The sequence below is a fragment of the Marinagarivorans cellulosilyticus genome, assembly GCF_021655555.1.
In the GTDB taxonomy this organism is placed as follows: Bacteria; Pseudomonadota; Gammaproteobacteria; order Pseudomonadales; family Cellvibrionaceae; genus Marinagarivorans; species Marinagarivorans cellulosilyticus.
Genome location: NZ_AP023086.1, coordinates 4,130,261 through 4,154,214 on the forward strand (window position 1 = coordinate 4,130,261; position 23,954 = coordinate 4,154,214).

At 47.4% G+C, this 23,954-nt stretch carries 21 protein-coding genes; 12 read left to right on the top strand and 9 right to left on the bottom strand.

Annotated elements, in window-relative coordinates; translation table 11 throughout:
• Window positions 1–60: 60 nt before the first annotated feature.
• From MARGE09_RS16885 to queE, 5 genes are all read right to left on the bottom strand, one after another.
• Window positions 61–843, bottom strand: coding sequence for a heme ABC transporter ATP-binding protein (locus MARGE09_RS16885; protein WP_236983926.1), 783 nt, complete (start codon window positions 841–843; stop codon window positions 61–63).
• On the bottom strand, window positions 843–1,877 hold the full coding sequence (locus MARGE09_RS16890; RefSeq protein ID WP_236983927.1) for a FecCD family ABC transporter permease: 1,035 nt from the start codon (window positions 1,875–1,877) through the stop codon (window positions 843–845). Before MARGE09_RS16890 ends, MARGE09_RS16885 begins: the two co-directional genes overlap by 1 nt.
• Before the next feature lie 111 nt (window positions 1,878–1,988).
• Window positions 1,989–2,576, bottom strand: a complete 588-nt coding sequence (nfuA, locus tag MARGE09_RS16895) for a Fe-S biogenesis protein NfuA (protein WP_236987400.1) — start codon at window positions 2,574–2,576, stop codon at window positions 1,989–1,991.
• A 214-nt stretch (window positions 2,577–2,790) separates the two neighbouring features.
• On the bottom strand, window positions 2,791–3,477 hold the full coding sequence (gene queC, locus MARGE09_RS16900; RefSeq protein ID WP_236983929.1) for a 7-cyano-7-deazaguanine synthase QueC: 687 nt from the start codon (window positions 3,475–3,477) through the stop codon (window positions 2,791–2,793).
• A 61-nt stretch (window positions 3,478–3,538) separates the two neighbouring features.
• Complete coding sequence (gene queE / locus MARGE09_RS16905) at window positions 3,539–4,189, bottom strand: 7-carboxy-7-deazaguanine synthase QueE (RefSeq protein ID WP_236983931.1); 651 nt, start codon at window positions 4,187–4,189, stop codon at window positions 3,539–3,541.
• Between the two features lie 132 nt (window positions 4,190–4,321).
• Between queE and MARGE09_RS16910 the strand changes: the two genes are divergently transcribed.
• Both MARGE09_RS16910 and MARGE09_RS16915 read left to right on the top strand, forming a co-directional pair.
• A complete protein-coding gene (locus MARGE09_RS16910) occupies window positions 4,322–5,230 on the top strand; it encodes a TraB/GumN family protein (protein ID WP_236983933.1) in 909 nt (302 codons plus the stop codon).
• A 376-nt stretch (window positions 5,231–5,606) separates the two neighbouring features.
• Entirely contained in the window at window positions 5,607–7,121 is a 1,515-nt protein-coding gene (locus tag MARGE09_RS16915; RefSeq protein WP_236983935.1) for a putative glycoside hydrolase, read from the top strand.
• Between the two features lie 59 nt (window positions 7,122–7,180).
• On the opposite strand, the gene MARGE09_RS16920 is transcribed toward MARGE09_RS16915, so the two are convergent.
• From MARGE09_RS16920 to MARGE09_RS16930, 3 genes are all read right to left on the bottom strand, one after another.
• On the bottom strand, window positions 7,181–7,900 hold the full coding sequence (locus MARGE09_RS16920; RefSeq protein ID WP_236983937.1) for an outer membrane beta-barrel protein: 720 nt from the start codon (window positions 7,898–7,900) through the stop codon (window positions 7,181–7,183).
• Between the two features lie 376 nt (window positions 7,901–8,276).
• On the bottom strand, window positions 8,277–10,511 hold the full coding sequence (locus MARGE09_RS16925) for a cellulase N-terminal Ig-like domain-containing protein (protein WP_236983938.1): 2,235 nt from the start codon (window positions 10,509–10,511) through the stop codon (window positions 8,277–8,279).
• Window positions 10,512–10,845: 334 nt separating this feature from the next.
• Window positions 10,846–11,454: an HAD family hydrolase gene (locus MARGE09_RS16930; RefSeq protein WP_236983940.1), complete on the bottom strand. Its 609-nt coding sequence runs from the start codon at window positions 11,452–11,454 to the stop codon at window positions 10,846–10,848.
• Between the two features lie 148 nt (window positions 11,455–11,602).
• Between MARGE09_RS16930 and MARGE09_RS16935 the strand changes: the two genes are divergently transcribed.
• From MARGE09_RS16935 to MARGE09_RS16960, 6 genes are all read left to right on the top strand, one after another.
• Complete coding sequence (locus MARGE09_RS16935; protein ID WP_236983942.1) at window positions 11,603–12,661, top strand: TRAP transporter substrate-binding protein; 1,059 nt, start codon at window positions 11,603–11,605, stop codon at window positions 12,659–12,661.
• Complete coding sequence (locus MARGE09_RS16940) at window positions 12,658–14,553, top strand: TRAP transporter large permease subunit (RefSeq protein ID WP_236983944.1); 1,896 nt, start codon at window positions 12,658–12,660, stop codon at window positions 14,551–14,553. Before MARGE09_RS16935 ends, MARGE09_RS16940 begins: the two co-directional genes overlap by 4 nt.
• Window positions 14,554–14,579: 26 nt before the next feature.
• Window positions 14,580–15,302 carry an acyltransferase gene (locus MARGE09_RS16945; protein ID WP_236983946.1) on the top strand — a complete coding sequence of 241 codons (723 nt, stop codon included), beginning with the start codon at window positions 14,580–14,582 and terminating at the stop codon, window positions 15,300–15,302.
• 97 nt (window positions 15,303–15,399) lie between these two features.
• Window positions 15,400–16,494, top strand: coding sequence for a DUF6807 domain-containing protein (locus MARGE09_RS16950; RefSeq protein ID WP_236983948.1), 1,095 nt, complete (start codon window positions 15,400–15,402; stop codon window positions 16,492–16,494).
• 305 nt (window positions 16,495–16,799) lie between these two features.
• A complete protein-coding gene (locus MARGE09_RS16955; protein ID WP_236983950.1) occupies window positions 16,800–18,416 on the top strand; it encodes a DUF1592 domain-containing protein in 1,617 nt (538 codons plus the stop codon).
• On the top strand, window positions 18,413–19,744 hold the full coding sequence (locus tag MARGE09_RS16960) for a DUF1552 domain-containing protein (RefSeq protein WP_236983952.1): 1,332 nt from the start codon (window positions 18,413–18,415) through the stop codon (window positions 19,742–19,744). Before MARGE09_RS16955 ends, MARGE09_RS16960 begins: the two co-directional genes overlap by 4 nt.
• A 189-nt stretch (window positions 19,745–19,933) precedes the next feature.
• Here MARGE09_RS16960 and MARGE09_RS21575 read toward each other — a convergent pair whose 3' ends face one another.
• Window positions 19,934–20,065: a hypothetical protein gene (locus tag MARGE09_RS21575; protein WP_255711693.1), complete on the bottom strand. Its 132-nt coding sequence runs from the start codon at window positions 20,063–20,065 to the stop codon at window positions 19,934–19,936.
• Window positions 20,066–20,541: 476 nt separating this feature from the next.
• Here MARGE09_RS21575 and MARGE09_RS16965 point away from each other — a divergent pair, with 476 nt between their 5' ends.
• Genes MARGE09_RS16965 through MARGE09_RS16980 form a run of 4 tightly spaced genes read left to right on the top strand, consistent with a single transcriptional unit; the run spans window position 20,542 to window position 23,951 of the window.
• Window positions 20,542–20,685 carry a periplasmic nitrate reductase, NapE protein gene (locus MARGE09_RS16965; protein ID WP_236983954.1) on the top strand — a complete coding sequence of 48 codons (144 nt, stop codon included), beginning with the start codon at window positions 20,542–20,544 and terminating at the stop codon, window positions 20,683–20,685.
• 10 nt (window positions 20,686–20,695) lie between these two features.
• Window positions 20,696–20,974, top strand: coding sequence for a chaperone NapD (locus tag MARGE09_RS16970; RefSeq protein ID WP_236983956.1), 279 nt, complete (start codon window positions 20,696–20,698; stop codon window positions 20,972–20,974).
• Window positions 20,971–23,469, top strand: a complete 2,499-nt coding sequence (gene napA, locus MARGE09_RS16975) for a nitrate reductase catalytic subunit NapA (RefSeq protein ID WP_236983958.1) — start codon at window positions 20,971–20,973, stop codon at window positions 23,467–23,469. The genes MARGE09_RS16970 and napA overlap by 4 nt, the downstream gene beginning before the upstream one ends.
• Window positions 23,466–23,951, top strand: a complete 486-nt coding sequence (locus MARGE09_RS16980) for a nitrate reductase cytochrome c-type subunit (protein WP_236983960.1) — start codon at window positions 23,466–23,468, stop codon at window positions 23,949–23,951. Before napA ends, MARGE09_RS16980 begins: the two co-directional genes overlap by 4 nt.
• Window positions 23,952–23,954 lie beyond the last annotated feature (3 nt).

A 23,954-nucleotide genomic window follows, 5' to 3' on the forward strand; every position in this document is an offset into this window, starting at 1 on the left:
TTACAACGACTCTTATTAATAATTAAAACGATATTTTTTCTATCGCCGAAAAGCACACTTTTAGGCATGGCCCGAAACAGGCCGATTCAATACCGTAATACAGCCGCCTTGATTCACCACAGAAACATCGGCATCAAATAGCTGGCTCACCAAGCGTTCATTTAAACACTCAGCAATCGCCCCATAACATTTAATACGACCACACTGCAGCGCCAATATGGCATCGGCATAATTAGCGACAACATTTAAATCGTGCTCCACCAGCAACACTGCAACACCTTGGCTTGCAAAGGCTTTAACCTGCGCCATTAACTGTTGCTTATGACCTAAATCCAAAGAGCTGGTAGGCTCGTCTAGAATTAACAGGCGCGGGCTAGCATCTTCAGTGCGCCATATTTGCGCCATAACTCGCGCTAGCTGAGTCCTTTGCTTTTCACCACCGGATAACTCTGTATAAACGCGCCCGGCTAAATAACCAATATCCATTGCCGCCATAGCTTCACGCACAATGCTGGCGTCAACTTTTAAACCAGAGCTATGCGGTGTTCGGCCCAACATAACCACTTCGTCCACGGTATACGGGAAATTCAAAAGGCTTTGCTGCGGCAGCACCGCAATATGTTTCGCCTGCTGCCCCTGAGACAGCTGCCTTAATTTCACGCCATCAAAAACAATATCACCACTAACCGGAATATCGCCAAGCAACGCTTTGACAACACTGGTTTTACCTGCACCATTAGGGCCTACAACCGCTAATATTTCGCCAGCGCTTAAGGCAAACGTAATGCCGTCTAATATTGACGCCCCTTTATGGTTAAAGGCTACATTATTGACCTTAAGCATTACACCGCCTCCCCATAACGAAAGCGGCTGCGAAGCAACATAATAAAAACGGGAGCCCCCAAAGCCGTCGTTAATAACCCAATCGGCAATTCGGTAGGCGCAATAAACGTACGAGCGCACAAATCAGCCACAACCAACAACATCGCTCCCACGCAAGCGCTCACGGGTAATAAATAGCGATGATTCGGCCCTAATACCATTCGTACAATGTGCGGCACGATTAAGCCAATAAAAGAAATAACACCCGCAAGCGCTACCGAAACACCAACACCCGCAGCGATGCATACAATAACTCGGCGCTTAACCCGTGCCACATCTACACCCAAGTGGCGCGCTTCCGACTCACCCAGCAACAATGCATTTAATGCGCTGCGCAATCGGTACAAAATATAAAAAACAACACAAAAAACACTGAAGGCCAAAACAACCTGGATTGCATCAGCGCTTTCTAAGCCACCCATTTGCCATAAACTAATTTGGCGAAGCTTGTGGTTATCCGCAACAAATTCCAAGCCGTTAGCAAGCCCGCCAGCAAGGTAAGAAAAAGCCACCCCAGCTAACAGCATTGTAGCCACCGACGTCCCCATAGCATTTGTGGCTAAACGGTACACACACAAAACAACCAGCACCGCACCGGTAAAAGCACCAAGCGAAACTAGCGACAACCCCAGCCAACCCCACTGCGAAAAATTAAGCAGTACAATAACAATGCTGGCACCGGCAGAGGCGCCGCCGCTAACACCGATTAAAGAAGGGTCTGCCAGTGGGTTTCGAAATAAACCTTGCGCCGCAGCGCCGCACACCGCCAACAAAGCACCAAGGCAAATAGCCAATAAAGCACGCGGTAATCGCAACGATTCAACAATGAGTTTTGTTTGCAGGTCGGCCTCGCCTTGCAGCCACAACAATAATTTGTAGGGCGCAATGGGTACCGCACCAATAGCTAACGCCAGTAGCACAAGCACAGCCAACAGCAGCAAACAGCTAGCCAGCAAAAGCGGCCAATACCGACGCACGGAGACAGGGCTTAACATAACCTACGCCACCTAAAGAGAATTAAACATAACGCAACCAAATTTACGGCTACAAAAAAGCCCAGACGGCTAACGTCTAGGCTTAAAAGGGTACGCTAAAAAACGAAATAATTAAGAGTAGTACGCCTGCGAGCTATCGGTATGATCAGTAATATCTTTCACACCTTGAAGGCCCGGCACTTTTTCCATTAGCGTTTTTTCTACGCCGCCTTTAAGTGTCATATCAACAGCGCTACAACCTTGGCAGCCGCCGCCAAATTTTAACACTGCAAAGTTATCACTGGTCACCTCGACCAAACTTACATTGCCACCATGCGATGCCAAACCAGGATTTACCTCGTTCACCAAGACATAATTAATAATATCTTCGATGGGGCTATCATCGTTAATCTTTGGCATTTTTGAGTTAGGCGCACGTATCGTCAATTGCCCACCCATGCGATCCGGCGAATAATCAACCTTAGCATCATCCAAGTACGGAACACTACGGCCCTCGAACCATGCATCAAAACCGTTTAACTGCATTTTGACATCGCCGTCTTTTTCTTCACCTGGGCGACTATAAGCTATGCAAGTTTCGGCTTGCGGGGTGCCTGGCGAAGACACAAACATACGAATCGCGATACCCTCGCAATTTTGCTTTTCCAGCAAGCCCGCCAAGTACTCCTGCGCCGACTCGGTAATATTGACGTTAGGCAAGCCGGCAGCACCCGCTGTTACTGGCGTATCAACCGTTGCTGTAGCATCATCGTTAACTGTATCTGTAGACTGATCTTGTGACATGAAAATTCTCTGTGGGGCAAGGCAAGCAAGCCGCCTTAGCCCTAAAACATACCTTAGTAAATTACTCGGGTATTCTACCGCAAAGCACTCAAACCGCAATACAAGCACTTAAAAGACCCGCTATTACCTGCTACGCAACAGGTTTAGCCGCATACTGAGTAGGGTCTGGCACGCCAGCCTCGTCAAAGCCTGCCTTTCGCAGCCGGCAAGAATCGCACAGGCCGCATGCTTCACCATTACTATTAGCCTGATAACACGAAACAGTTAAGCCGTAATCGACCCCTAACGCCATGCCCTCACGGATAATATTGGCCTTACTTAAGTGCAATAAAGGCGTTTTGATTTCTAACGATCGCCCTTCTACACCCGCTTTGGTGGCCAAGTTAGCCATCGCCTGAAACGCTTGGATATACTCTGCACGACAATCGGGGTAGCCCGAATAATCAACCGCATTCACCCCAATCCATATTGCCTCTGCACCGAGCACTTCAGCCCAACCTAACGCTATTGATAAAAACACCGTATTGCGCGCAGGCACATAGGTGACAGGAATGCCACCTGGGTCATCTTCGGGCACATCAATGGCATCATCTGTTAATGCCGAGCCACCAATAGAGCGCAAATCCAAGGTAACCACCTTGTGCTCCACAACACCAAGCGCTTTTGCCGTGCTTTCAGCGGCGACCAGCTCCGCACGGTGACGCTGACCATAATCAAAGCTAATTGTATAACAGCTATAACCTTGCGCTTGCGCCATCGCCAAAACAGTCGTGGAGTCCAAACCACCCGACACCAAAACAACCGCTTTTTTATTCATACCACTCCCCTACCTACAACGTATTTTTGTACACCCAAGCGCACAGCTAATGCCTTAGCGGCTAAACGCCAGGCTTATCGCCCCACAGCAATTTGTGTAATTGCATTTGAAAACGCACCGGCAAGTTATCTTCTACAATCCAATCGGCAAGGTCTCGCTCGGCAAGCTCGCCATGCACTGGCGAAAATAAAACATCACCAACTTGCTGCGCCAAACCGAATTCATCCAACTTAAACTTGGCCCAGTCGTAGTCTTCGCGACTTCCTAAAACAAACTTCAACTGATCTTTTTTCGCCAAAAGCGGGATGTTTTCGTAACGGTTTTTACTTACCTCGCCAGAACTAGGCGACTTTAAATCCATCACCGTGCTCACCCGCGCATCCACGCCAGCAATATCCATGGCGCCACTGGTTTCCAGTGAAACGCTATAACCGGCATCACACAAAGCACTCAGCAATGGCAGGCAATTGGGTTGCGCCAAGGGTTCACCGCCTGTAACACAAATATAACGAGGGTTGAAATTTGCCACTGCCGCCAAGATATCTGTTAACAGCATGCGCTCGCCGCCGTAAAAGGCATACTCCGAATCGCAGTAACCGCAACGCAGTGGGCAACCCGTCAGGCGAACAAAAACGGTTGGCAGGCCAATCGTTCGGGCTTCGCCTTGTAATGAGTAAAAGATCTCGGTAATACGCAAACTTGCGTCAGACATGCAAACCACAACACACTAAACTGTAAAAGGAACGCGATTTTACCTGTTTTTCGAACCCCGTGCTTGCCCAGCGGTCTGAACCGCGTCTATACATGCACATCAGAAGACCAAACTTATTAATGGAGCAACAGCATGCTTAAGCGCGCACTGTCATTCTTGGCCACCGGCACATTGCTCGGCAGCCTTATTCCTCTAAGCCCTTCTGCTAATGCCGACGCCATGGTTTGGAAGGTCAGCAACGAGCACGGCGAAGTTTACTTAGGCGGCACCATTCACATGCTGCGTGAATCCGACTACCCCCTAAAGCAGGAATATGACATTGCCTTTGGCGATAGCGACACCGTGGTATTTGAAACCGATGTAAATGGCGCCAGCGATCTTGGTTTTCAGCAAAAGATGATGATGCAAATGAGCTTGCCGCCGGGCAAAACCCTCGCCGATATCCTGCAACCAAAAACCTATAAGCGCTTAAGTGACTTTTCTGCCCAATGCGGGCTACCCCTCGAAATGATGCAGTCGTTCAAGCCTGCCATGGTCATTCTTACGCTCACCCAGCTGGAGCTACAAAAACTCGACATAACCGCCAATAGCGGCCTAGAAAGCCACTTTTCAAAGCTGGCAACCAAACACAGTAAAACAATAGCAAGCTTAGAAACCCTCGATGAGCAAATCGCCATACTGGCGACTATGGGCGACGGCTACGAGGATGAGTTTGTGAACGGCTCGCTAGATGATTTCGAAAACCTTAGTGCTGAGTTTCAAATCCTCATCAATGCATGGAAGGCCGGCGACGTGGCCACTATCGATGAAAAAATGACCACTATGATGAAAGACCGCTTCCCACAAATGTATAACAACTTATTGGTAAAGCGTAATTTCAACTGGATTAAATCTATCGACAAGCTCATCCGAACACCAGAAAAAGAATTTATTTTAGTAGGCGCTGCACACCTAGCCGGACCCGATAGCGTACAAAGCCTGTTAATTGCGCAAGGTTATAAAGTTGAAAAAGTAAAAGCATTGCCTGAAAACAAGCGTTAATACCCACACCTTAAAGCACTCCATTGGTTACGCCCCGCAGGCTACTTCGGGGCCAGCCAACAAAAAGCACTGCCGCACAGTAGCCAAACCTCTCAATTCAGTTTTTAGCGCATACGCTAATATAGAATCCCCAAAGCAAGCGACTATTTTCTAACCAAAACCTGCCGTTTGTCGGCTTATTTATTCAGCCACACAAAACCGCCCTCCTCCTGTTTTAGAATACCCCCCGCATTCAACTTCGTACCCACCAAAAATTTATTCATTGAACAATAAATATGGAGGGGGTCGCCTACTTAGGTGTTATTGACTTGCAAACAATAACCATCAGCCTGTAACAAAGCTGCTTTTTTAAAAGATACAAACGAGTACAGTTTTTATGATAAATAAAAAATGGATCACCGACACGCTACCAACAACCATCCTTTGCACATTAACGGCAACTGCGATACTGGCCTGCGGCGGCAATGGCGATAGAACAACGAGCGACACTAACACGACAAGTAGTCAAGCCAATAACGGCGTGGACTATTACGCAGCAGACGTTACTGTACTTAACAGCCAGTACGTTGAAATAAATATTTTGAATGTGGATGTTGGCAGCTTTCAATGGCGACAAACTGCAGGTCAAGCAGCCACCATTATTGGTGGTGAGAATAGCGCTTCACTTCACTTACTAACCCCCTCGGATGTTGTAAACGGTGAAAAGCTAACCTTTCAGGTAGAACATGAAAACGCAGGCACCATCACCACTGGCGCAATTGACATAATCGTCAATGCTTGTGATGCAGGCCCAGACGACATGTTTATAGATTGCGTAGCCCCTAACTTTGGCGCCTTACGAAGCTACGAGGCCGAAAGCGACAACCCCGACGGCGTTGTTGACGGCGTTTATTTCAACGGTTTTGGTGATCGCCATATCAACTGGGAAATGGTCGATACTGGCGAGCCAGAGCACAACACCGTTATTCAAATCTATTACGGCGCCAACGACCCATTAAACGAAATAAACACTAATGGCTGGTTTGGCATAGGCTCGCCAGACGACTTAGGGCCGCCATCATCAATACGTACGGATTTGTCAGCCTATAAAGATGGCTCTATTAGTTTTGATGTTCGCCAAATGGATGGTGAAGGCGGCATTATCGGTTTAGGGCTTGAGTGTGGCTGGCCATGCACTAGCGAGCACAAACTGATTACCACCACCTTTGAGTGGCAAACTGTAACAATTGCATTAGCTGATTTTGTAGAAAGCGGCGTAGACCTTGCCCAGCTCGATGTTGCCTTTATGTTCCGCGAACCATGGTGGAACCAAAACGCTCACACCTACCAAATTGACAATATTCGACTCAGCAAATCTTACACGCGCCCCATTATTGAAGAACCCACACGCCCAGCATCAGCCCCCACAATTGACCTTTTAGCACAGGGTGATAACCTCAAAGTTGGAACAGGCATGGGGATCGCATTATCAGAACCAGTAGGAGATCTTCAAGCCGACTACGATGCCAATGGCGGTTACTCATGGTTGTATTCCGAGTTTATTGAAAAAGACGACTTCTCCGATAATTTTTATCTGCAATACCGAGACTTAAGCGATTATTTCCATGCCGATCTGGTCATCAATTACACGGTTAATTCATGGGGCTTCGATACCGAAGGCGAATTTATTGTTGATGCTTATTGCGGGCCGAGCTGTAATTTATTCCCCACAATTGCATTACCGCGCACAGAAGAAGGCGCCACCTCAGAATTTAGAATACCGGTCAAGGAAATGGTTTCTAGAGGGTTAAAGCTTGATAATGTCGCGCGCATGTTCCAAATTAAGCTTCGCAACAGCCAGCCCAATGGCATATCCATTACACTTCACAACGTCCATCTTGAGCTACTATAAGCCCTAAAAAAAGCCCTTAGCGAATGCGCTAAGGGCTTTTTTCTTCGAGTATTTAACCCTTAAAACGAGTAGCGAAAACCCAGCTCATAGGTTGATAAATTATCGCCCGCTGTAGCCGCTAAATTAATCCCCATATTCGGGTCTATTTCAAATAAGGCATTACCAAAAGCCGATACATCATCACCGGCATCAACATCGGTATAACGCAAACCACCGCCTAATTCCAGCCAAGTAGCCACCTGCGCTCGAACGCCGGCATCAATGGCATAACCATCACTTGAGTCCTCATTTAAATCGTCGTAAGCATCCCCAATGCTATCATCGCCACCAATAACGTCATTATCGTTTTGGCCAAAACTGAATTCATCTAAATCCATATCAACATAAGCAGCAGAACCAACAAAGTCCATGCGCTGTGTTAACGGTGCATGAAAGCCCACACCAAGCTTCAATGTTTTAACGTTTGTTTGCGAGGGCCTTACCGACCCATTATTATCAACAAACGCAAAATCAGCTTCTGTATCTGAATAACTTGTGAAACCAAACATACTGTCGGTAAAAGCAATCGAAGCCTCAAGCTTATAACCGCCTCCATCATCAACCTCTTCGATAAACTCACTGAGATTGTCGCTATCTTGGTAGATATCAACATCCTGAACCAAATAACCACCCTGCACATAACTGTAGCTTAAATCTTCATGCGCAAATGACGCAGCAGGAATCAACAAAGCTGCAATTGCAGCCTGTAAAGGTAATTTTTTTGCATTTGATTTAGTCATTTTATTAATCTCCAAACTTTTATTTCTTTTGATGCATCACACCAAAATGCTCTAGGCATTGAGCAACAGGTGACGTGCCATTCACAATAAGTAGAGCAAGGCAAATGCCAGAACAACAATAAAATTGGAAATTAATTTCTTGGGGGAATTTAAGATCGAGATACGCACAACACGAATAAAAAACAGCCAAAACAAAAACATTGAATCGATTTAATGCACAAGGAAACGCTTAAAAAAGGTGCTGCTTACCATTTAGCCAACAACGCCTTGTAGCATACGCAAGAAATTTGAAAAAAATACAACAAAAAAAACCGAGAGAAAAAAAACGGGGCGCCATAAAAACTGCCCCGCAAAACCTATAGAAATACGGGTTTAATCAAAGCAATTTTTTAGCTCTGTAAGTACTCAGCCCAAACATCCCCAATAGCAACCAGCAATAGCCCAAAGAGAAAAAGCCAATACGTGCGGGCCCAGAAGACGAAGACTTGGCCTGTGTTGTCGCTTGAATGCGGGAGCTATGCGCATTTCCGGCGTCGTTTACGGCCTCAATCCAAAAACTGTATTGCGTATCAGCCATTAAACCATTTGCTATCCACTCACTATTTGCAGCGCTTAAAGTTATGGCCGGATTACTCGGCCTTAGCGAATTAACACTGTAATAAATATTAAAGCGAGTTGCGGCATTACTCGCATCACCGCCATCTGACCATGCCAATGAAATAGAGGAATCATCAATAACGGTTGCGCCAACATTCGCCGGTGCCAACGGCACACCCACCATAACAGGAGTCATATCACCAATAGGGGAAGCCGCAAATAAAGCGGGGGCAACCTCTGTTGTAAAGTAAGCCACGGGCACTAAGGAAGCATTGGCATCAATTGATATTTCACGCGACGACCAACCAGTACCCATTAGGGCAAACATTTTTAAGCCCGGCTGTGAACCAAACTCAGGCATTGCACTATCACCGGCATTGGTCCAATTATTAGGTCCTAATACGAGTTTACCAGGCCAACTATCGCTGGGGTTTGCGCCATCATGTGTTCGCGTTACGGAATGTTCAAATTGTGGATAACCCTCCGTAGTAAACATAGCCAAGTTAATCGCATTAAGCCCCGCCATATGATCAAGCACATTGACAGCAGCACGAGCATACAAGGCCGCAGTATCGGCATCACCCACAGAAGATTTTAGCTCGGCTGCAGCCATCAGTATTCTTGCATCGTTTAACGCCATCCGATGAGAACCCCAACGCACGTTATTATCAACATTATCTTGATCACCGGTGTTCCACCGTGTGGAGTGCGGGTCCCAAGTAACGCCTGGGTAACCTAACGACTGAAAACTTATAATCGAATTCGCCTTTTGTAGTAGGTTATTTTTAAAGACATCTAGATTAATACTGTGCGACGTTTCATTACTCAATAACGAAAGCCCACCTTCCATAACAACCGCACCCCACCAATAGGACGAGGCCTCGTTAAAACGCCGATGATTTACCACCTGCGCTTTATAAACAGGAATATCAGCCGACTTATTCAGTTTTTTTGCTGCCAAAAACACTTCAACTAAAGCGGTAAATTGATCGTCTTCGGTATTGTCTTCGTGCGCCACACAGTTATCGTTGTTAGTTTTAGGGTCTCGGATCAAGCTGGTATTATCGTTGTCAGGGTAAAAACCGCCTTCGCCACCAAATGAATCCGCTTGATTACACACCACAGGGTTATTCATCGCATTATTTAATGCTGTTACTGCCTGCTGGTAAGCGGTATTTGCATCTTGAGCCGAACCATAGGCCACATGCAGCCTAGCCATGGCTGCAAGCGTACGCGCGGTAGCGTAAGTTGCCTTAGTTTCTGGCTCGGCAATGCAAGTGCCAGTGGTATGTGGCGCACAAGCGGCCCATGTCGCATTAACATTGGTATGAAATTTAGGAATCGCTAAATGGCCATTATGATTAAGCACATAGCGAAATTGGTCGGTTAACACCAATAGCTGTTCATAAACTGTTTTGGCCCCAGTCATATTGTCGCGGTAATAAGTATTAATCGCCGGATACGTCTCTAGCATATTAATTAAAGCCCAGGAAGCTTCTGCGGTATTGGTTGGGTAGGCACCATTATCACCAGCATCTTTCACATAGGAAAATGTTAAAGACAGGCCATCTTGCCAATTATTTTTTGCATTACTGAAGGTAGCCGTTGCTTCATGATCTTTAAAATAGTCAAAGAACTCGTACTTTATATTGCCGTAGGGATCTGCGGATATATCAAATGCCGCTGACTGTTCCCCATTAACAACCAAACGTAAAGCATTTCCAGGCATAGTACACTGGGAAAAATCGATGCGATAAAAGCTATCCCCCGAGCTTTTATCATTGGCTACAAAAGTATCTTCAGTGCCACTGCAATTAGCGCCAGACAAAGACCAGCTAACAGGACCGGTATTATCGCTCAAATACAATGCAATTTTTTTAGCTTGGGGCAGATAGCCTGCGTAATTAATCCGAAACTTATCATTCATTTGACTGCCATCATCAACAGCCCAAGCCGCGTTTGAAACAATACACACCGCAGCCGTTGTTAGAGTAAACACTTGTTTGATCTTCATGTTTTAACCTATGACCTTTAATAGACCTTTTCATTGTTTTATAGGCATCAAGTAGATCGATGCGCCGTCTTTTAAACACTACGTTCCAGCCTCACAACTCGGCCAAGGCCAGAGTGCTCACAGGTATTTACCGTTTAAAAGCGCAGCGATACTAGCATTTAAGGTGGCGAGAAACTGCGAACTCACTCATAACCACACGTGGCTTAATAACAGCAGCAATAACGACATTACCCTCACCAAAAACAGTGAATCCAAGCAAAATGGGCAAAGGTTATACAAATCAAACAAGGTACTTTTAAAAAGCCACAGTAGTTAACGCGTTCTTATAACACCATTAACGCTCTGCTCGCCAGCGCTCCACAGCTGCTGCAACAGCCAAAAAACCTTCGGCTTGCTCGGCATGCATACCCACGCTACGGGCGGCCTCAACGTTATGTTTGTTATCATCAATAAAGACTATCCGTTGAGCAGGCACATTTAACGACTCAACTATAAAACGATACCCCTCCAATGCAGGCTTAAAATGCCCGATTTCACACGATGCAAATGTGTAATCAAAGTATCTCCCTAACCCCATCTCCCCAACTAGGCGCGGCACATGCAGCTCACTGGTATTCGAATAAAACGCCAATGTATAGTGCGCCTTAAGCGACGCCAACAAGGCCTCAACACCCTCATACAAGCCTTTTGGCCAAGCGATGAAAGCCTCTTTAAACGCTGCTGGCGATATGATCAGCCGCTGCTCTTGGTGAATACCGGCTGTAAACGCATCGGCTGATATTTCGCCACTCTCAAAAGCTTTGACATAGGGCGAGACGGCCCAACGGCGCCAACTCTCAGCATCGCTAATCGGGGATGCTAACCACTCGCTTTTAATTGGCGGGCCATCCAGCTCTACAAGCACCCTACCCAAATCAAATAAAAAGACATCAACCTTTTTCATAACAACCCCACAATAAACCTACACAGTAATCACTTAACCAAGAAAGATAACCCTCGATCACTTTGGAGTGATATGCGAAACTTTCACTTTGGCCGGCCCCACGCGTTTCATCACGACCCAGCCTCCCCTCACTTGATTAAGTACTCGTATGCTCAAAAAGCACATTGCAAATTTCATTATTTTAACAGCCATAACAGCCGTGGCTGCCATGGCGCTATTAAAACCACCGCCGGCCACCCAGACGCAACTTGAATGGACCTTTCAGACATCGGCAGCCGCAGGTGATGATTTTTTTGCCATTGAACAACAATGGGCCAACGATGTTCACCAGCGTTCCAACGGTGACATTATCATCCATTTGCTACCCGCAGGCGCAGTGGTGCAGTACAACGAAACCCTCGATGCTGTGGGGGCCGGAATTCTCGATGGCCATATCGGTGACCCATCATACTTTTCAGGTAAAGACCCTGCCTTTGCCATGCTAGGCAATTTAGTCGGCGCCTGGAGCGCGCCGTCTCAAATGTTGGATTTTATCGAAAACGGCGGCGGCTACGAATTATACAACGCACTAATTAACCCTTACGGGCTTCAATTTATAGGCGCATCCGCCACCGGGCTAGAATCATTTTTAAGCAATAAACCATTAAACGGCGTGGCCGATTTAAAAGGCTTAAAACTGCGCGCACCCGAGGGCATGGTGCAAGAAGTATTTGCCGCAGCAGGGGCAAGCCCGGTAAACCTGCCAGGTTCAGAAGTGTATACCGCTTTAGAAAAAGGCGTAATTGATGCCGCCGATTACACCGTGTTTGCCAGCAATCATAGCCAGGGCATGCACCGCTTTGCACGCTACCCCATTTACCCAGGGTTTCACTCCATGCCCATGGTAGAGGTTTCAATTAACAAAAAACTGTGGCACTCACTTTCGCTAGAGCACCAAAGCTTATTGTCTCAATCGGTTAAATCGTTAGCCACCAATATGGTAAACGAACTGGAAAACAAAGACCGCGAGGCCGTGGCCCAAGCACAACAAGATGCCAATATCCAAGTTATTAACTGGTCACCGCAAGAGCGCAAAGCGTTTCGCACCATTGCGCAATCACAGTGGGAAAACTGGGCAAAACGCAGCCCAATGGCGCAACAAGTATTCACCACCGTGACGGATTACTTGCGCTCTCGCAACCTACTTACCAGCCAGGCCACGCAATGAAACAGACACCATTAACCCAACGGGCCTTACATTATTTTACCCAGTTTAGCGGTGGCTTATTTTTACTCGCCTTTGCCGCCAGCGTTTGGGAAATTATTTGCCGCCATATTTTTTCTGCGCCAACCTTATGGGTACACGAAACCGTTATTGCGCTAGTTGCTGCAGGGTATTTGCTCGGAGGCATTCAAGTATTTATTCGCCACAAGCACATATCCATTCAGCTGCCAATTACCCAAGAGCCAAAAGCGTTGGCCAAGTTGCAATTATTCGCTAGCTTAGTAACCGCGCTATTTTTAGCGGCTATGGTTATCGCCAGCTTGCCCAGCGCCATTAATAGCTGGGTAACGCCGAGTGGCTTTTGGCGAATAGAGGGTACCGGCAGCGCTTGGAATCCAGCCACACCCGCCATTATCAAAACCTTACTTTGCCTTACCTTTGTTGCACTTTTTATTATTGCTTTACGGCAATGTTGGGGGCGCTGGCGCAACTATATGGCCACTCGCACGCAGCAACCAGAAGCGGTATTTCCAGCGCTATTAATAGCTTTAACACTTGTAGCGGCCGGCACATTATTTTTCTGGGGCGCCGACTTAGGCTTAGGGTATGGCTCATTATTATTGGTGTGCATGATTATGCTTTTGGCACTTTGCGGTGTTCCTTTAGCGTTTGCCACCGGTGCCACCGCGCTACTGGTAACACTAGGTTGGTACGATTGGCATGCCGCGCCACTACTAACCAGCCGCGTATTTAGCTTTATTAATGAATATGTATTAGTCGCGGTGCCTATGTTTGTATTTATGGCATCGTTATTAGACCGCACAGGCCTAGCAGCCGAGCTCTATAACGCCATGCGCGCAAGCACACCAAAACTGTCCGGCGGCCTTGCTTTGCAAACGCTTTTAGCCGGCCTTTGTTTAGCGGCGGTGTCGGGCATTATTGGCGGCGAAATTGTACTGCTTGGGTTAATTGCATTACCGCAAATGTTGCGTTTGGGCTATAGCCAAAGTATTGCAATAGGCACAGTTTGCGCAGGAGGCTCCTTAGGCACAATGATCCCGCCAAGCATTGTTTTAATCGTATATGGCCTTACCAGTCATGTGCCCATTAGCGATTTATTTATTGCCGCTATTATTCCCGGTGTTATTTTGGCCGGCGCCTACCTTATTTATATTTATTGCCAGTGCCGCTTTAACCCTAAGCACCGGCCAACAACACCCCATGGCGAGACATTCACCATGTCCGCGCAAGATAAAATTAAAGGCTTTGTCGGCCCACTATTTGTAATGACATTGGTGCTAGGGAGCATTTATCGCGGCATTGCCTCTATTACCGAAGCTGCCTGCTTGGGTGTAGCCGCCGTTATGTTGGTGGCCGCAATGCGCCAACGTTTACGTTGGGGTGATATTCAAGCCGCTTTAAAACAATCGCTAGAAGCTTGCGGCATGATTATTTGGGTAGGCATAGGGGCTAGCTTGCTGGTTGGTATTTACAACTTAATCGGTGGAAGCTTACTTATTCAAACGTTAATTTTAGCTATCGATGCGCCGCCAGTCGTTATTATTATCACCATGATGGCCGTGCTATTAATACTCGGGCTATTTATGGACTGGATAGGCATTGCTTTACTGTGCATGCCAATTTTTGTACCTATTATTGTCACCTTAGGCTTTAACCCTGTGTGGTTTGGTGTTTTATTTGCGGTCAATATGCAAATGTCTTACCTCACCCCGCCCTTTGGGCCGGCGGCCTTTTATTTAAAAAGTGTTGCGCCCGAGTCTATTTCACTAGGAACAATTTATCGGTCAGTATGGCCTTTCGTTATGATTCAGTTGGCGGTTCTCGCATTATTAATAACATTTCCTAATTTGGTTTGGCTACCACATGCAAGCTAATTTCATTAAAAATAGGAATGCCGCCCATGCGTAGAGACCATCGCCCATATTGGTTCAAGCGCGTACTCATGCGATTAAATCAATGGTATAGCAAGTACTACGTTCACCCGCAATTTGACACTATCGGCCAAGGCGCACGTTTTTTGGCACCTCGGTCACTCCAAGTTAACGGCCCACATATTCACGCTGGGCATTTTTTGCATTTAATTAGCAATAACAACAAACCCGTAAAACTCACCACTTGGGGCGACAAAAACCATCAAGGCAATATTACTATTGGCGACTATTGCTTAATTGCCCCAGGTGTTGAAGTAACCGCAATGAGCCGCATTACAATTGGCGATAACTGCATGCTTGCGGCCGATGTTTTAATTCACGATTCAGACTGGCACGGCTTGTACAACCGCTTGCGTCCTTTTCGTTGCACAGCCGATGTAACACTCAGCAATAACGTATGGGTAGGCACCCGCGCCATTATTACCAAAGGCGTTAGCATTGGCGAGAACAGTGTAATTGGCGCGGGCGCCGTGGTCACCAAAGATATTCCCGCCAACTGTGTTGCCGCTGGCAACCCGGCTAAAATTGTCAAACAACTTAACCCTAGGCGCCGCATGCTGACTCGCGCGTTCTTATTTAAGGACGGTGATCAGTACTGGCAACAACAAAGTGAAATTGATGCCTATTTCACGCTAGACAATTCCACTGCCCATTGGCTGCGCAGCATCATAAAGCCAACACCAAAGGACTAAAATCCCAAGCCGCATTCTCAAATACCCCCCCCCCAAAAGTCCAAATCAAATATTCAAGACAAGACCAACTACCCAGTTCTGCTGCAGCGCAGCGTGTATGATGCGGGCAATAATTGTCGAGTACCTACCCAAAGCCCGCGGGCATTCAACTAACGAGAAACGTATGTTTTTGTGTTATAAAAATTTGCTTTGCCCTGCCATAATATTACTATACAGCTTAATAATTGGCTGCGCAGCCACAGACAACCCAAATAATAATGACCCTTCGAATAGTGAACAATCAGAACCGCCCTTCGTTGATATTACCCACACCCCCGATGAAGGAAAAATCGATATTTATATGGGCGGGCAATATTTCAGCTCGTATTTATACGATCACCCGCTGCTAAATAAAGCCGTATTATTTCCGGTCATTAGCGCTAGTGGCATTACCGTTACCCGCGGCTACCCGCTGGATACTCGCGAGGGTGAAAGCACTGATCACACACATCAACACGGGGTTTGGTTTAATCATGGCGATGTTAACGGCATAGATTTTTGGAACGCTGGCCGCACGCCACCAAAGCCTGACGTGCGCTACGGCCGCATCGAACACGAGGCCATTTTAGAAATGCATTCTGGTGATGCCGGTCAAATTCGTGTGGCCAAAAATTGGCTAGACGATACCGGCAAAATATTACTTCAAGAACAAACTCTTTATCACTTTAGTGGTAATACCGATGCTCGCATTATCACCCACACCACCACTTTAACAGCGCTAGACGAGGATGTTCACTTTAACGATTCCAAAGAGGCTTTATTTGCCATTCGCGTTGCAGCGGAATTAGAAATACGAGATAACCAAGCGACTTACCGCAATAGCGAAGGCATTGAAGGCTACCCGGATGTTTGGGGCAAACGCGCAAGCTGGATGCAACTGAAAGGCAATATTCAAAATACACCGGTTTCACTTTTAATGTTTGACTCGCCTTCTAACATTAATTATCCAGCCCATTGGATGGCCAGAGATTACGGCCTATTTGCTGTCGACAACCTTGGCAGTGCTGCTTTTGGCGATAAAGCACTTAATTACGTACTGCACAAAAACACATCACAGACCTTTAAGCACCAATTAATTATTAGCGATGGCAACGAAATAAGCGCTGCGCAGATAAACAGAATGTACGAAGACTTTATTAGCAGCCCTCATTAAAAAATCAACCAAACAACCCGAATAATAAATAAATCAAATTACCATTCGGGCACTATAAAAAATTATAGCCTCCAAAAAAATCCACCTCGATCGAAATCAAATATTTTATTATGACTGGATCCACGGTTTAGTGACTTTATTGTTGGCCTATAAGGCGGCTGGCAGTAATCTCCCACTAGATATTTATTTAACAAACTATCGCGACAGTCAAAAATACAGCCGTAAGCAAGGCTACAAATACGTGCTCAACGGGCTTCACTTTTGTTGCACGAATACATACCCTCACTTAAAGCCAACCGGTAAATATGAAAAATAACTGCGCCTTGATCATTTTAGCGGGCTTGCTCATCACAGCTTGCGGCGGCGAAACTTTACCTCCTCAAAATGAATTGCCCGACCCGCTGACTCGCGATGGTGAATGCTCTAACGCCATTGCCGTTACACCCACACGCCTGCGCCGTTTAACCCACCGCGAATATGATAACGCCGTGCGCGATTTACTCGACACCCCTATCAAGCTAGCTGACGATTTCCCTAGCGATATACCCGCTGCAGGCTTTGCGAGTAACCGAGGCGACCCACTGGCCGAACTAGGCGCAGAAAAACTGCTATTAGCCGCAGAGCAACACGCCGACAACGCCATGCAGCAACTCGATGCATTACTGCCTTGTACGCCAACCAACAGGAATAAATCCTGCGCGCTTCAGTTTATAAACAACTTGGGCAGGCAAGCCTTTCGCCGCACACTCACAAGCCAAGAAGCCGATGAGCTAGGCACATTATTTGACTGGGCAGCAGCACAAGAAGATCTCGAGTATGGCATCCGCGCAGCGATTGAATACATTTTGCAATCGCCCAATTTCCTCTATCAATTAGAGCTAACCCATACCGTACAAAGCACAGCAAAACTTACAGGGCTAAGTATTGCTAGCCGCTTAGCCGCCATGCTGTGGCAAAGCATTCCCGACGCCCAATTACTCCAAGCCGCCGAAAATGGTGAGCTAGATACCCCAGAAGGTATTGTCGCGCAAACAAAGCGCATGCTGGCGCACGATAAAGGCCGTGACGGGGTAATCGAATTTTTTAACCAGTGGCTGGATATCGAAAAACTCGGCACGCTAGAAAAAGACCCTACACTATTCCCCGAATTTACCCCTGCGCTGCGTACCGCCATGTGGGAGGAAACCACAACCTTTGTCGATTATGTTGTGCGCCATGGCGACGGATTACTGAGCACACTGTTTACATCAAACCTTGCATTAGCCAAAGAACCACTAGCCTCACTCTACGGTATTGACGCCTCCAGCGCGTTCGAAGCTATTGATGCCAGCGTGCGAAGCGGCGTATTAACACACCCCAGTTTTTTGGCCGTACATGCCCACGGCGACCAAACCTCGCCCGTTAAACGCGGTGTTTTTGTTCGCGACCGCTTAATTTGCGCGCCACTTCCCGAGGCACCCGCCAATGTGAATACTAACCCTCCAGCAGTAGACCCTAGTGCAACGACGCGCGAGCGCTTTAGCCAACACCGCGACAACCCCGCCTGTGCAGGCTGCCATAACATTATCGACCCGCTAGGCTTTGCCTTTGAGCACTTCGACGCCATGGGCCGTTACCGCACAATGGAAGGCCCGCTTCCCGTCGATGCATCGGGCGAAATTGTCGGCACCGTCGATATGGACGGCCCCTTTGATGGCGCCCACGAACTCAATCAAATATTTGCCCATTCGGTACAGGCGCGCGACTGCATGGCAACCCAGTGGCTGCGCTATGCCATTCGCGAACACGAAACCTCAGCCGATGCCTGTAGCCTGCAACAAGCCAAGCGCGCACTGGCCAAAAACGGAAATATCCAAGACCTCATTTTCGCAGTCGTGCAAAGCGATGCCTTTCGCTACAAAAGCACCGGAGAATCGCAATGATTAATCAGACCAAACAAAAAGCACCGGTACGCCATCAATGCCGAATTGGAGCCCCTAAAATTGGTCGCCGGGCGCTACTGCAAAGCGGTGCGTGCGCAGCTTTGGCGCCGTTCCTGCCGGTATTAGAAAGCCGCGCCCAAGACGGTGCACCGCCAAAACGCATACTATTTTGCTACCAAGCCAACGGCACCGTGCACCAAGAATGGAAACCCAGCGGCATCGGCGCCGACTTTGAATTTAATCGCATTTTGGCCCCACTAGAAAACCACAAAAAAGACTTACTGGTGCTTTCTGGTTTAGACCTAGAACCGGAGCCCGCAAAACCACACTCTGGCCATCCGCAGCTCTTTTCCAATGTGCCAGCCGATATGGACCGCTTCCGCCTATGCCCCAGCATTACACTCGACCAATACATTGCCCAGCAGCGCCAAGACAACACCCGCTTTAGCACCTTAGAGCTAGGCATTGTGCCATTTGGCGGCGACGATTTTTATACCCGTGAAATTTTGTTTCGCGGCCCCTATGATCCAGTCCCTTGGGAGCCCAGCCCTTACGCCGCATTCGACCGCGTATTCGGAACCCAAGGCGGCGCAGGCAATAGCGATGGCATTGATAAACGCTTGGCCCTGCGCCAAAGGATACTCGACGGCGTTAAGAACGACCTAAACCGCCTGCAAAGTAAATTAGGCATGGAAGATCGTGCACTGATGCAACGCCACGAAGAATCTATCGTGCAACTTGAAAACCGCTTTAGGCAGTCGGTTTCTATTTGCGATGGGCCCAATTTAGGTGAGCCGCTCGATTTTCGCAGCGTCGCCAATTACCGCGAGATGGCCCAATTGCAGATGGATATGATGGTCAGCGCATTTGCCTGCGATGCAACCCGCGTTGGCACGCTAATATGGTCTGGCCCAACCAGTACCCAGCCCTTCCCTTGGTTAGGCGATTTTGGCAACAATCATCACGTTTTATCCCACGACCCCAACCAAATTGAAGCCTTAATTCAAATAAACACGTGGTATAGCGAACAACATAAAGTGCTTATCGATAAATTAAAATCTGTTCCAGAACCCGGCGGCGGCACGCTTTTCGACAATACGGTAATTTTCTTTGCCAACCCACTGAGCGACGGCAACGCGCACCGAAAAATAGATTTACCTTTAATGCTTGCTGGAGGCAAGTGGCACTTTAATACTGGCCGTTATATTGATTTTGAATCTAAGCCACACGGGCATCTATTGGTATCTTTAGCACACGCCATGGGCCTAGATATCGATAGCTTTGGCGAACCGGAAACCGGAACCGGCGCCTTAAACGAATTGCTATAAAACAAAAAGGCACCGGCAAGACTCACCAATCGTTGTGACAGAATAACAATCAATAGGCATCTAAAAAATAGTATTTTTTGTGTGAGAGCTGGGACAGTTGTTCCTAGCTACTTTCTGCATTTTCTCCGTTCGTGGCAATGCCATTAACTTAAGGCAAGTTAAGCGGTAGGCGGTGATTTCTCAGGACCCTCACGCGCCGGCTCTTGCAGGGATGACAAGGTGATCAAATTGCTGGAGCACGAAGTCGTAGACGGCTTGAGCGAGTCCAGAAAAATTGTCGGTCGCCGCTAAGTTAGTGACATTGCCGTTCGTGGAAGTCAAGCACCACCTAGGCGACTGAATGGACTCAGAACGTAGAGCGACGCACCAGTGCACGAAGCGCATTATTAGACATTGCACCGCCGCGCGAACTGGCTGATTAGAATAACGAAGGAGCAGTTATCGAGGCAAAAACCTGTAGCCGCCATCGCGGAAAAAGTGCATTTTTAAAGGCGCCCCAAGAGGTTACTGCTCGCTACCAAAACTTAACCACATTTAACAACGCGTAAAGAAAGCATCACCGCCTATTAAACAGCAAAATACTTCCCGTATATTGCTACCCCCTCCCCCATCATTTTTTCGCACCTTCCGATATAACCACACCGCTATTGATCTGCATCAAGTTTCTATCGTAAGCGCAGGCTAGCGATGATCTATGATAGTTGGCTATCACGTTATTTATCCTTGCATCGGTGTTTTAGCACCGCCCTTCATCGCGAAACACACGCGACTGTCCAGACTTTTAAGAGAGGTAGGCAATGCCCAACAATACGACAAGTAAAAAAGACGAACTCAAAATGATCGTCTTTATTTGTGTTTTCTTATTTCCTCTACTGGCTACCACCATTGTTGGCGCCTATGGCTTGGCCATTTGGTTATCTCAGATATTTTTTGGTCACTAAGGAGCCTGGCATGATATTACACATCAGCAGCATTATTGTTCAGGTTAACAGCCTCGCATGGTCCTCCGTTTACGACAGTATTGAAAAGCAAGAACACGCCTCAATTAGTGCAAGCGACGAAGGGCAAGGGAAAATGATTGTTGTTTTAGAGGCCCCATCATTGCACGACACGCAAAATATGATTGATGCTTTAAAAGCTATTAAAGGCGTTGTTTCTGCCACCATGGTTTATCACCACAGCGAACCGGCCTCTGAACTTAATCAACCCCTTTACGAGCACGCATCATGAGCATATCCCGCCGAGAATTTGTCCGACAGCAAGCCACTGCAACCGCCTGCGCGGCAGCGGGTGTTATTTTACCGTCCGATGCCAGCAACATGATTACCGCACTGGACGACACACGCTTGACATGGTCCAAAGCGCCCTGCCGTTTTTGCGGCACAGGCTGTAGCGTTAATGTGGCCACTAAGGCTGGGCAAGTCGTAGCGACCCATGGCGATATTAAATCGCCAGTAAATCGTGGTTTAAATTGTGTGAAAGGTTATTTCCTGTCAAAAGTAATGTACGGCAAAGACAGGCTCACAACCCCTTTGTTGCGCATGCGCGATGGTAAATACGATAAAAACGGCGACTTCACCGAAGTCAGCTGGGGCACAGCCTTTAGCGTAATGGCCGAAAAATTTAAGCACGCACTCAATAAAAAAGGCCCGGACGGGGTTGGCATGTTCGGGTCCGGCCAATGGACCGTATGGGAAGGTTACGCCGGCGTAAAACTGATGAAGGCGGGCTTTCGCTCGAACAATATCGAGCCCAACGCACGCCACTGCATGGCTAGTGCAGTGGCTGGGTTTATGCGCACCTTTGGCATTGATGAACCGATGGGGTGTTATGACGATTTCGAGCATGCCGATGCCTTTGTACTATGGGGCTCTAACATGGCAGAAATGCACCCAATTTTATGGACACGCATTGCCGACCGCCGCTTGAGTACACCCGGCACTCAAGTTTGCGTGATGTCTACCTATGAACACAGAAGTTTTGATCTGGCCGACATCCCCGTTATTTTCAACCCCAATACCGACCTTGCTATTGCAAACTTTATTGCAAACTACATTATTAAAAATAAAAAAGTGAATTGGGATTTTGTTAATAAACACACCAACTTCCGCAAAGGCGTAACTGACATAGGCTATGGCCTGCGCCCAGAAGACGAACGCGAACAAAGCGCTAAAAATGCCAGCAATGCAGGCGATTCTGAAGCGATTAATTTTGAGGAGTACGCTAAATTTGTAGCCGACTATACCGTCGAAAAGGCCAGCGAAATAAGCGGAGTAAGCCAAGCTGCATTACTTAAAATGGCAAAACTGTATGCCGACCCCAATATAAAAGTCATGTCTTTATGGACTATGGGCGTTAACCAGCATACTCGCGGCGCATGGATGAACAATTTAATTTATAACCTGCATTTATTAACAGGCAAAATAGCAACCCCGGGCAATAGCCCCTTTAGCTTAACAGGGCAACCTTCCGCTTGCGGTACCGCGCGCGAAGTAGGCACCTTTGCACACCGTCTGCCAGCCGACCTACTAGTTGCCAAAGAAGAACACAGAACTACCGCAGAAAAAATTTGGAATATTCCAGCGGGCACCATTAACCCGAAGGTGGGAGCCCACGCGGTTTTGCATAACAGGCACTTAAAAGACGGCAAAATTAATGCTTACTGGGTAATGTGTAACAACAATATGCAAGCGGCAGCCAATATGCTTGAAGAAGGCTTACCCGGCTACCGCAACCCCGAAAATTTTATTGTCGTTAGCGATGCCTACCCTACCGTTACGGCCCAAGCAGGTGATTTAATATTACCCACCGCAATGTGGGTCGAAAAAGAAGGGGCTTACGGCAATGCCGAGCGACGCACACAGTTTTGGCATCAGTTAGTTGATGCGCCCGGCGAAGCCAAATCGGACCTTTGGCAACTCATGGAGTTTTCTAAGCACTTTACAACCAACGATGTCTGGCCAAAAGAATTACTGGCAAACAATAAAAACTATAAAGGCAAAACGCTATTCGATGTATTGTTTAAAAATGGCAATGTCGATAAATTTGGTTTAGAGCAAACCTCTCCCGATTACAACAACCAAGAAGCCAAAGATTTTGGCTTTTATGTGCAAAAAGGCTTATTTGAAGAATATGCCACCTTTGGCCGAGGCCACGGCCACGACCTAGCCAGCTTTGATCGCTACCACCAAGAGCGGGGCTTACGCTGGCCGGTTGTCGATGGTAAAGAAACCCTATGGCGCTACAAAGAAGGCAGCGACCCTTACGTTAAGAAAGGCAAAGGCTTTGATTTTTATGGCAAGCCCGATGGCCGCGCCATTATCTTTGCACTGCCCTACGAAAAACCACCAGAGTCACCCGATAAAGACTTCCCTTTATGGCTGTGCACTGGACGCGTATTAGAACACTGGCATTCCGGTTCGATGACCCAGCGCGTACCAGAGCTTTACCGTGCATTCCCAGATGCCGTTTGTTTTATACATCCTAGCGATGCCAAAGCAGCGGGTTTAAGGCGCGGAGATAAAGTACGCATCGAATCGCGCAGAGGGCATATTATTTCCAGAATAGAAACGCGCGGCAGAAATAAGCCGCCCCAAGGGCTAATTTTTGTACCTTGGTTTGACTCTAGGCAGCTAATTAACAAAGTTACACTGGATGCCATCGATCCTATATCAAAGCAAACAGATTTTAAAAAATGCGCCGTAAAAGTGAGTAAAGTCGTATGAAAACATCAACCCCACAAAGTGTTTTCACATTAGCCAAATTACTCTTGAGCGCTTGCATTGTAATGGCCAGTAGCACCTTACTGGCAAGCGAGATAGCAACGCTGCGCCAAGGCACTCCACTTGAAAGCACCAATACAACACCAGCATTATTAAATAATGCATCTAATGAGGATAAGCGCAAAACACGGGCATACCCGATGCAACCGCCAACCATTCCACACAAAATCGAAGCCTACCAAATTGATACCAACGCTAACCAATGTATGACATGCCACGCACGTTTGCGAGTTGAAGACAGCCAGGCGCCCATGATTAGTGTGACCCACTACATGGACCGCGATGGCAATTTTTTAGCGGATGTTTCACCTAGGCGATATTTTTGCACACAGTGCCATGTTACACAGGTAAGCAATAAACCGCTTATTGAAAACACATTTCGCGATATGCATCACCTACCCGCCAACAAAAACAAAACCAACTAAAAG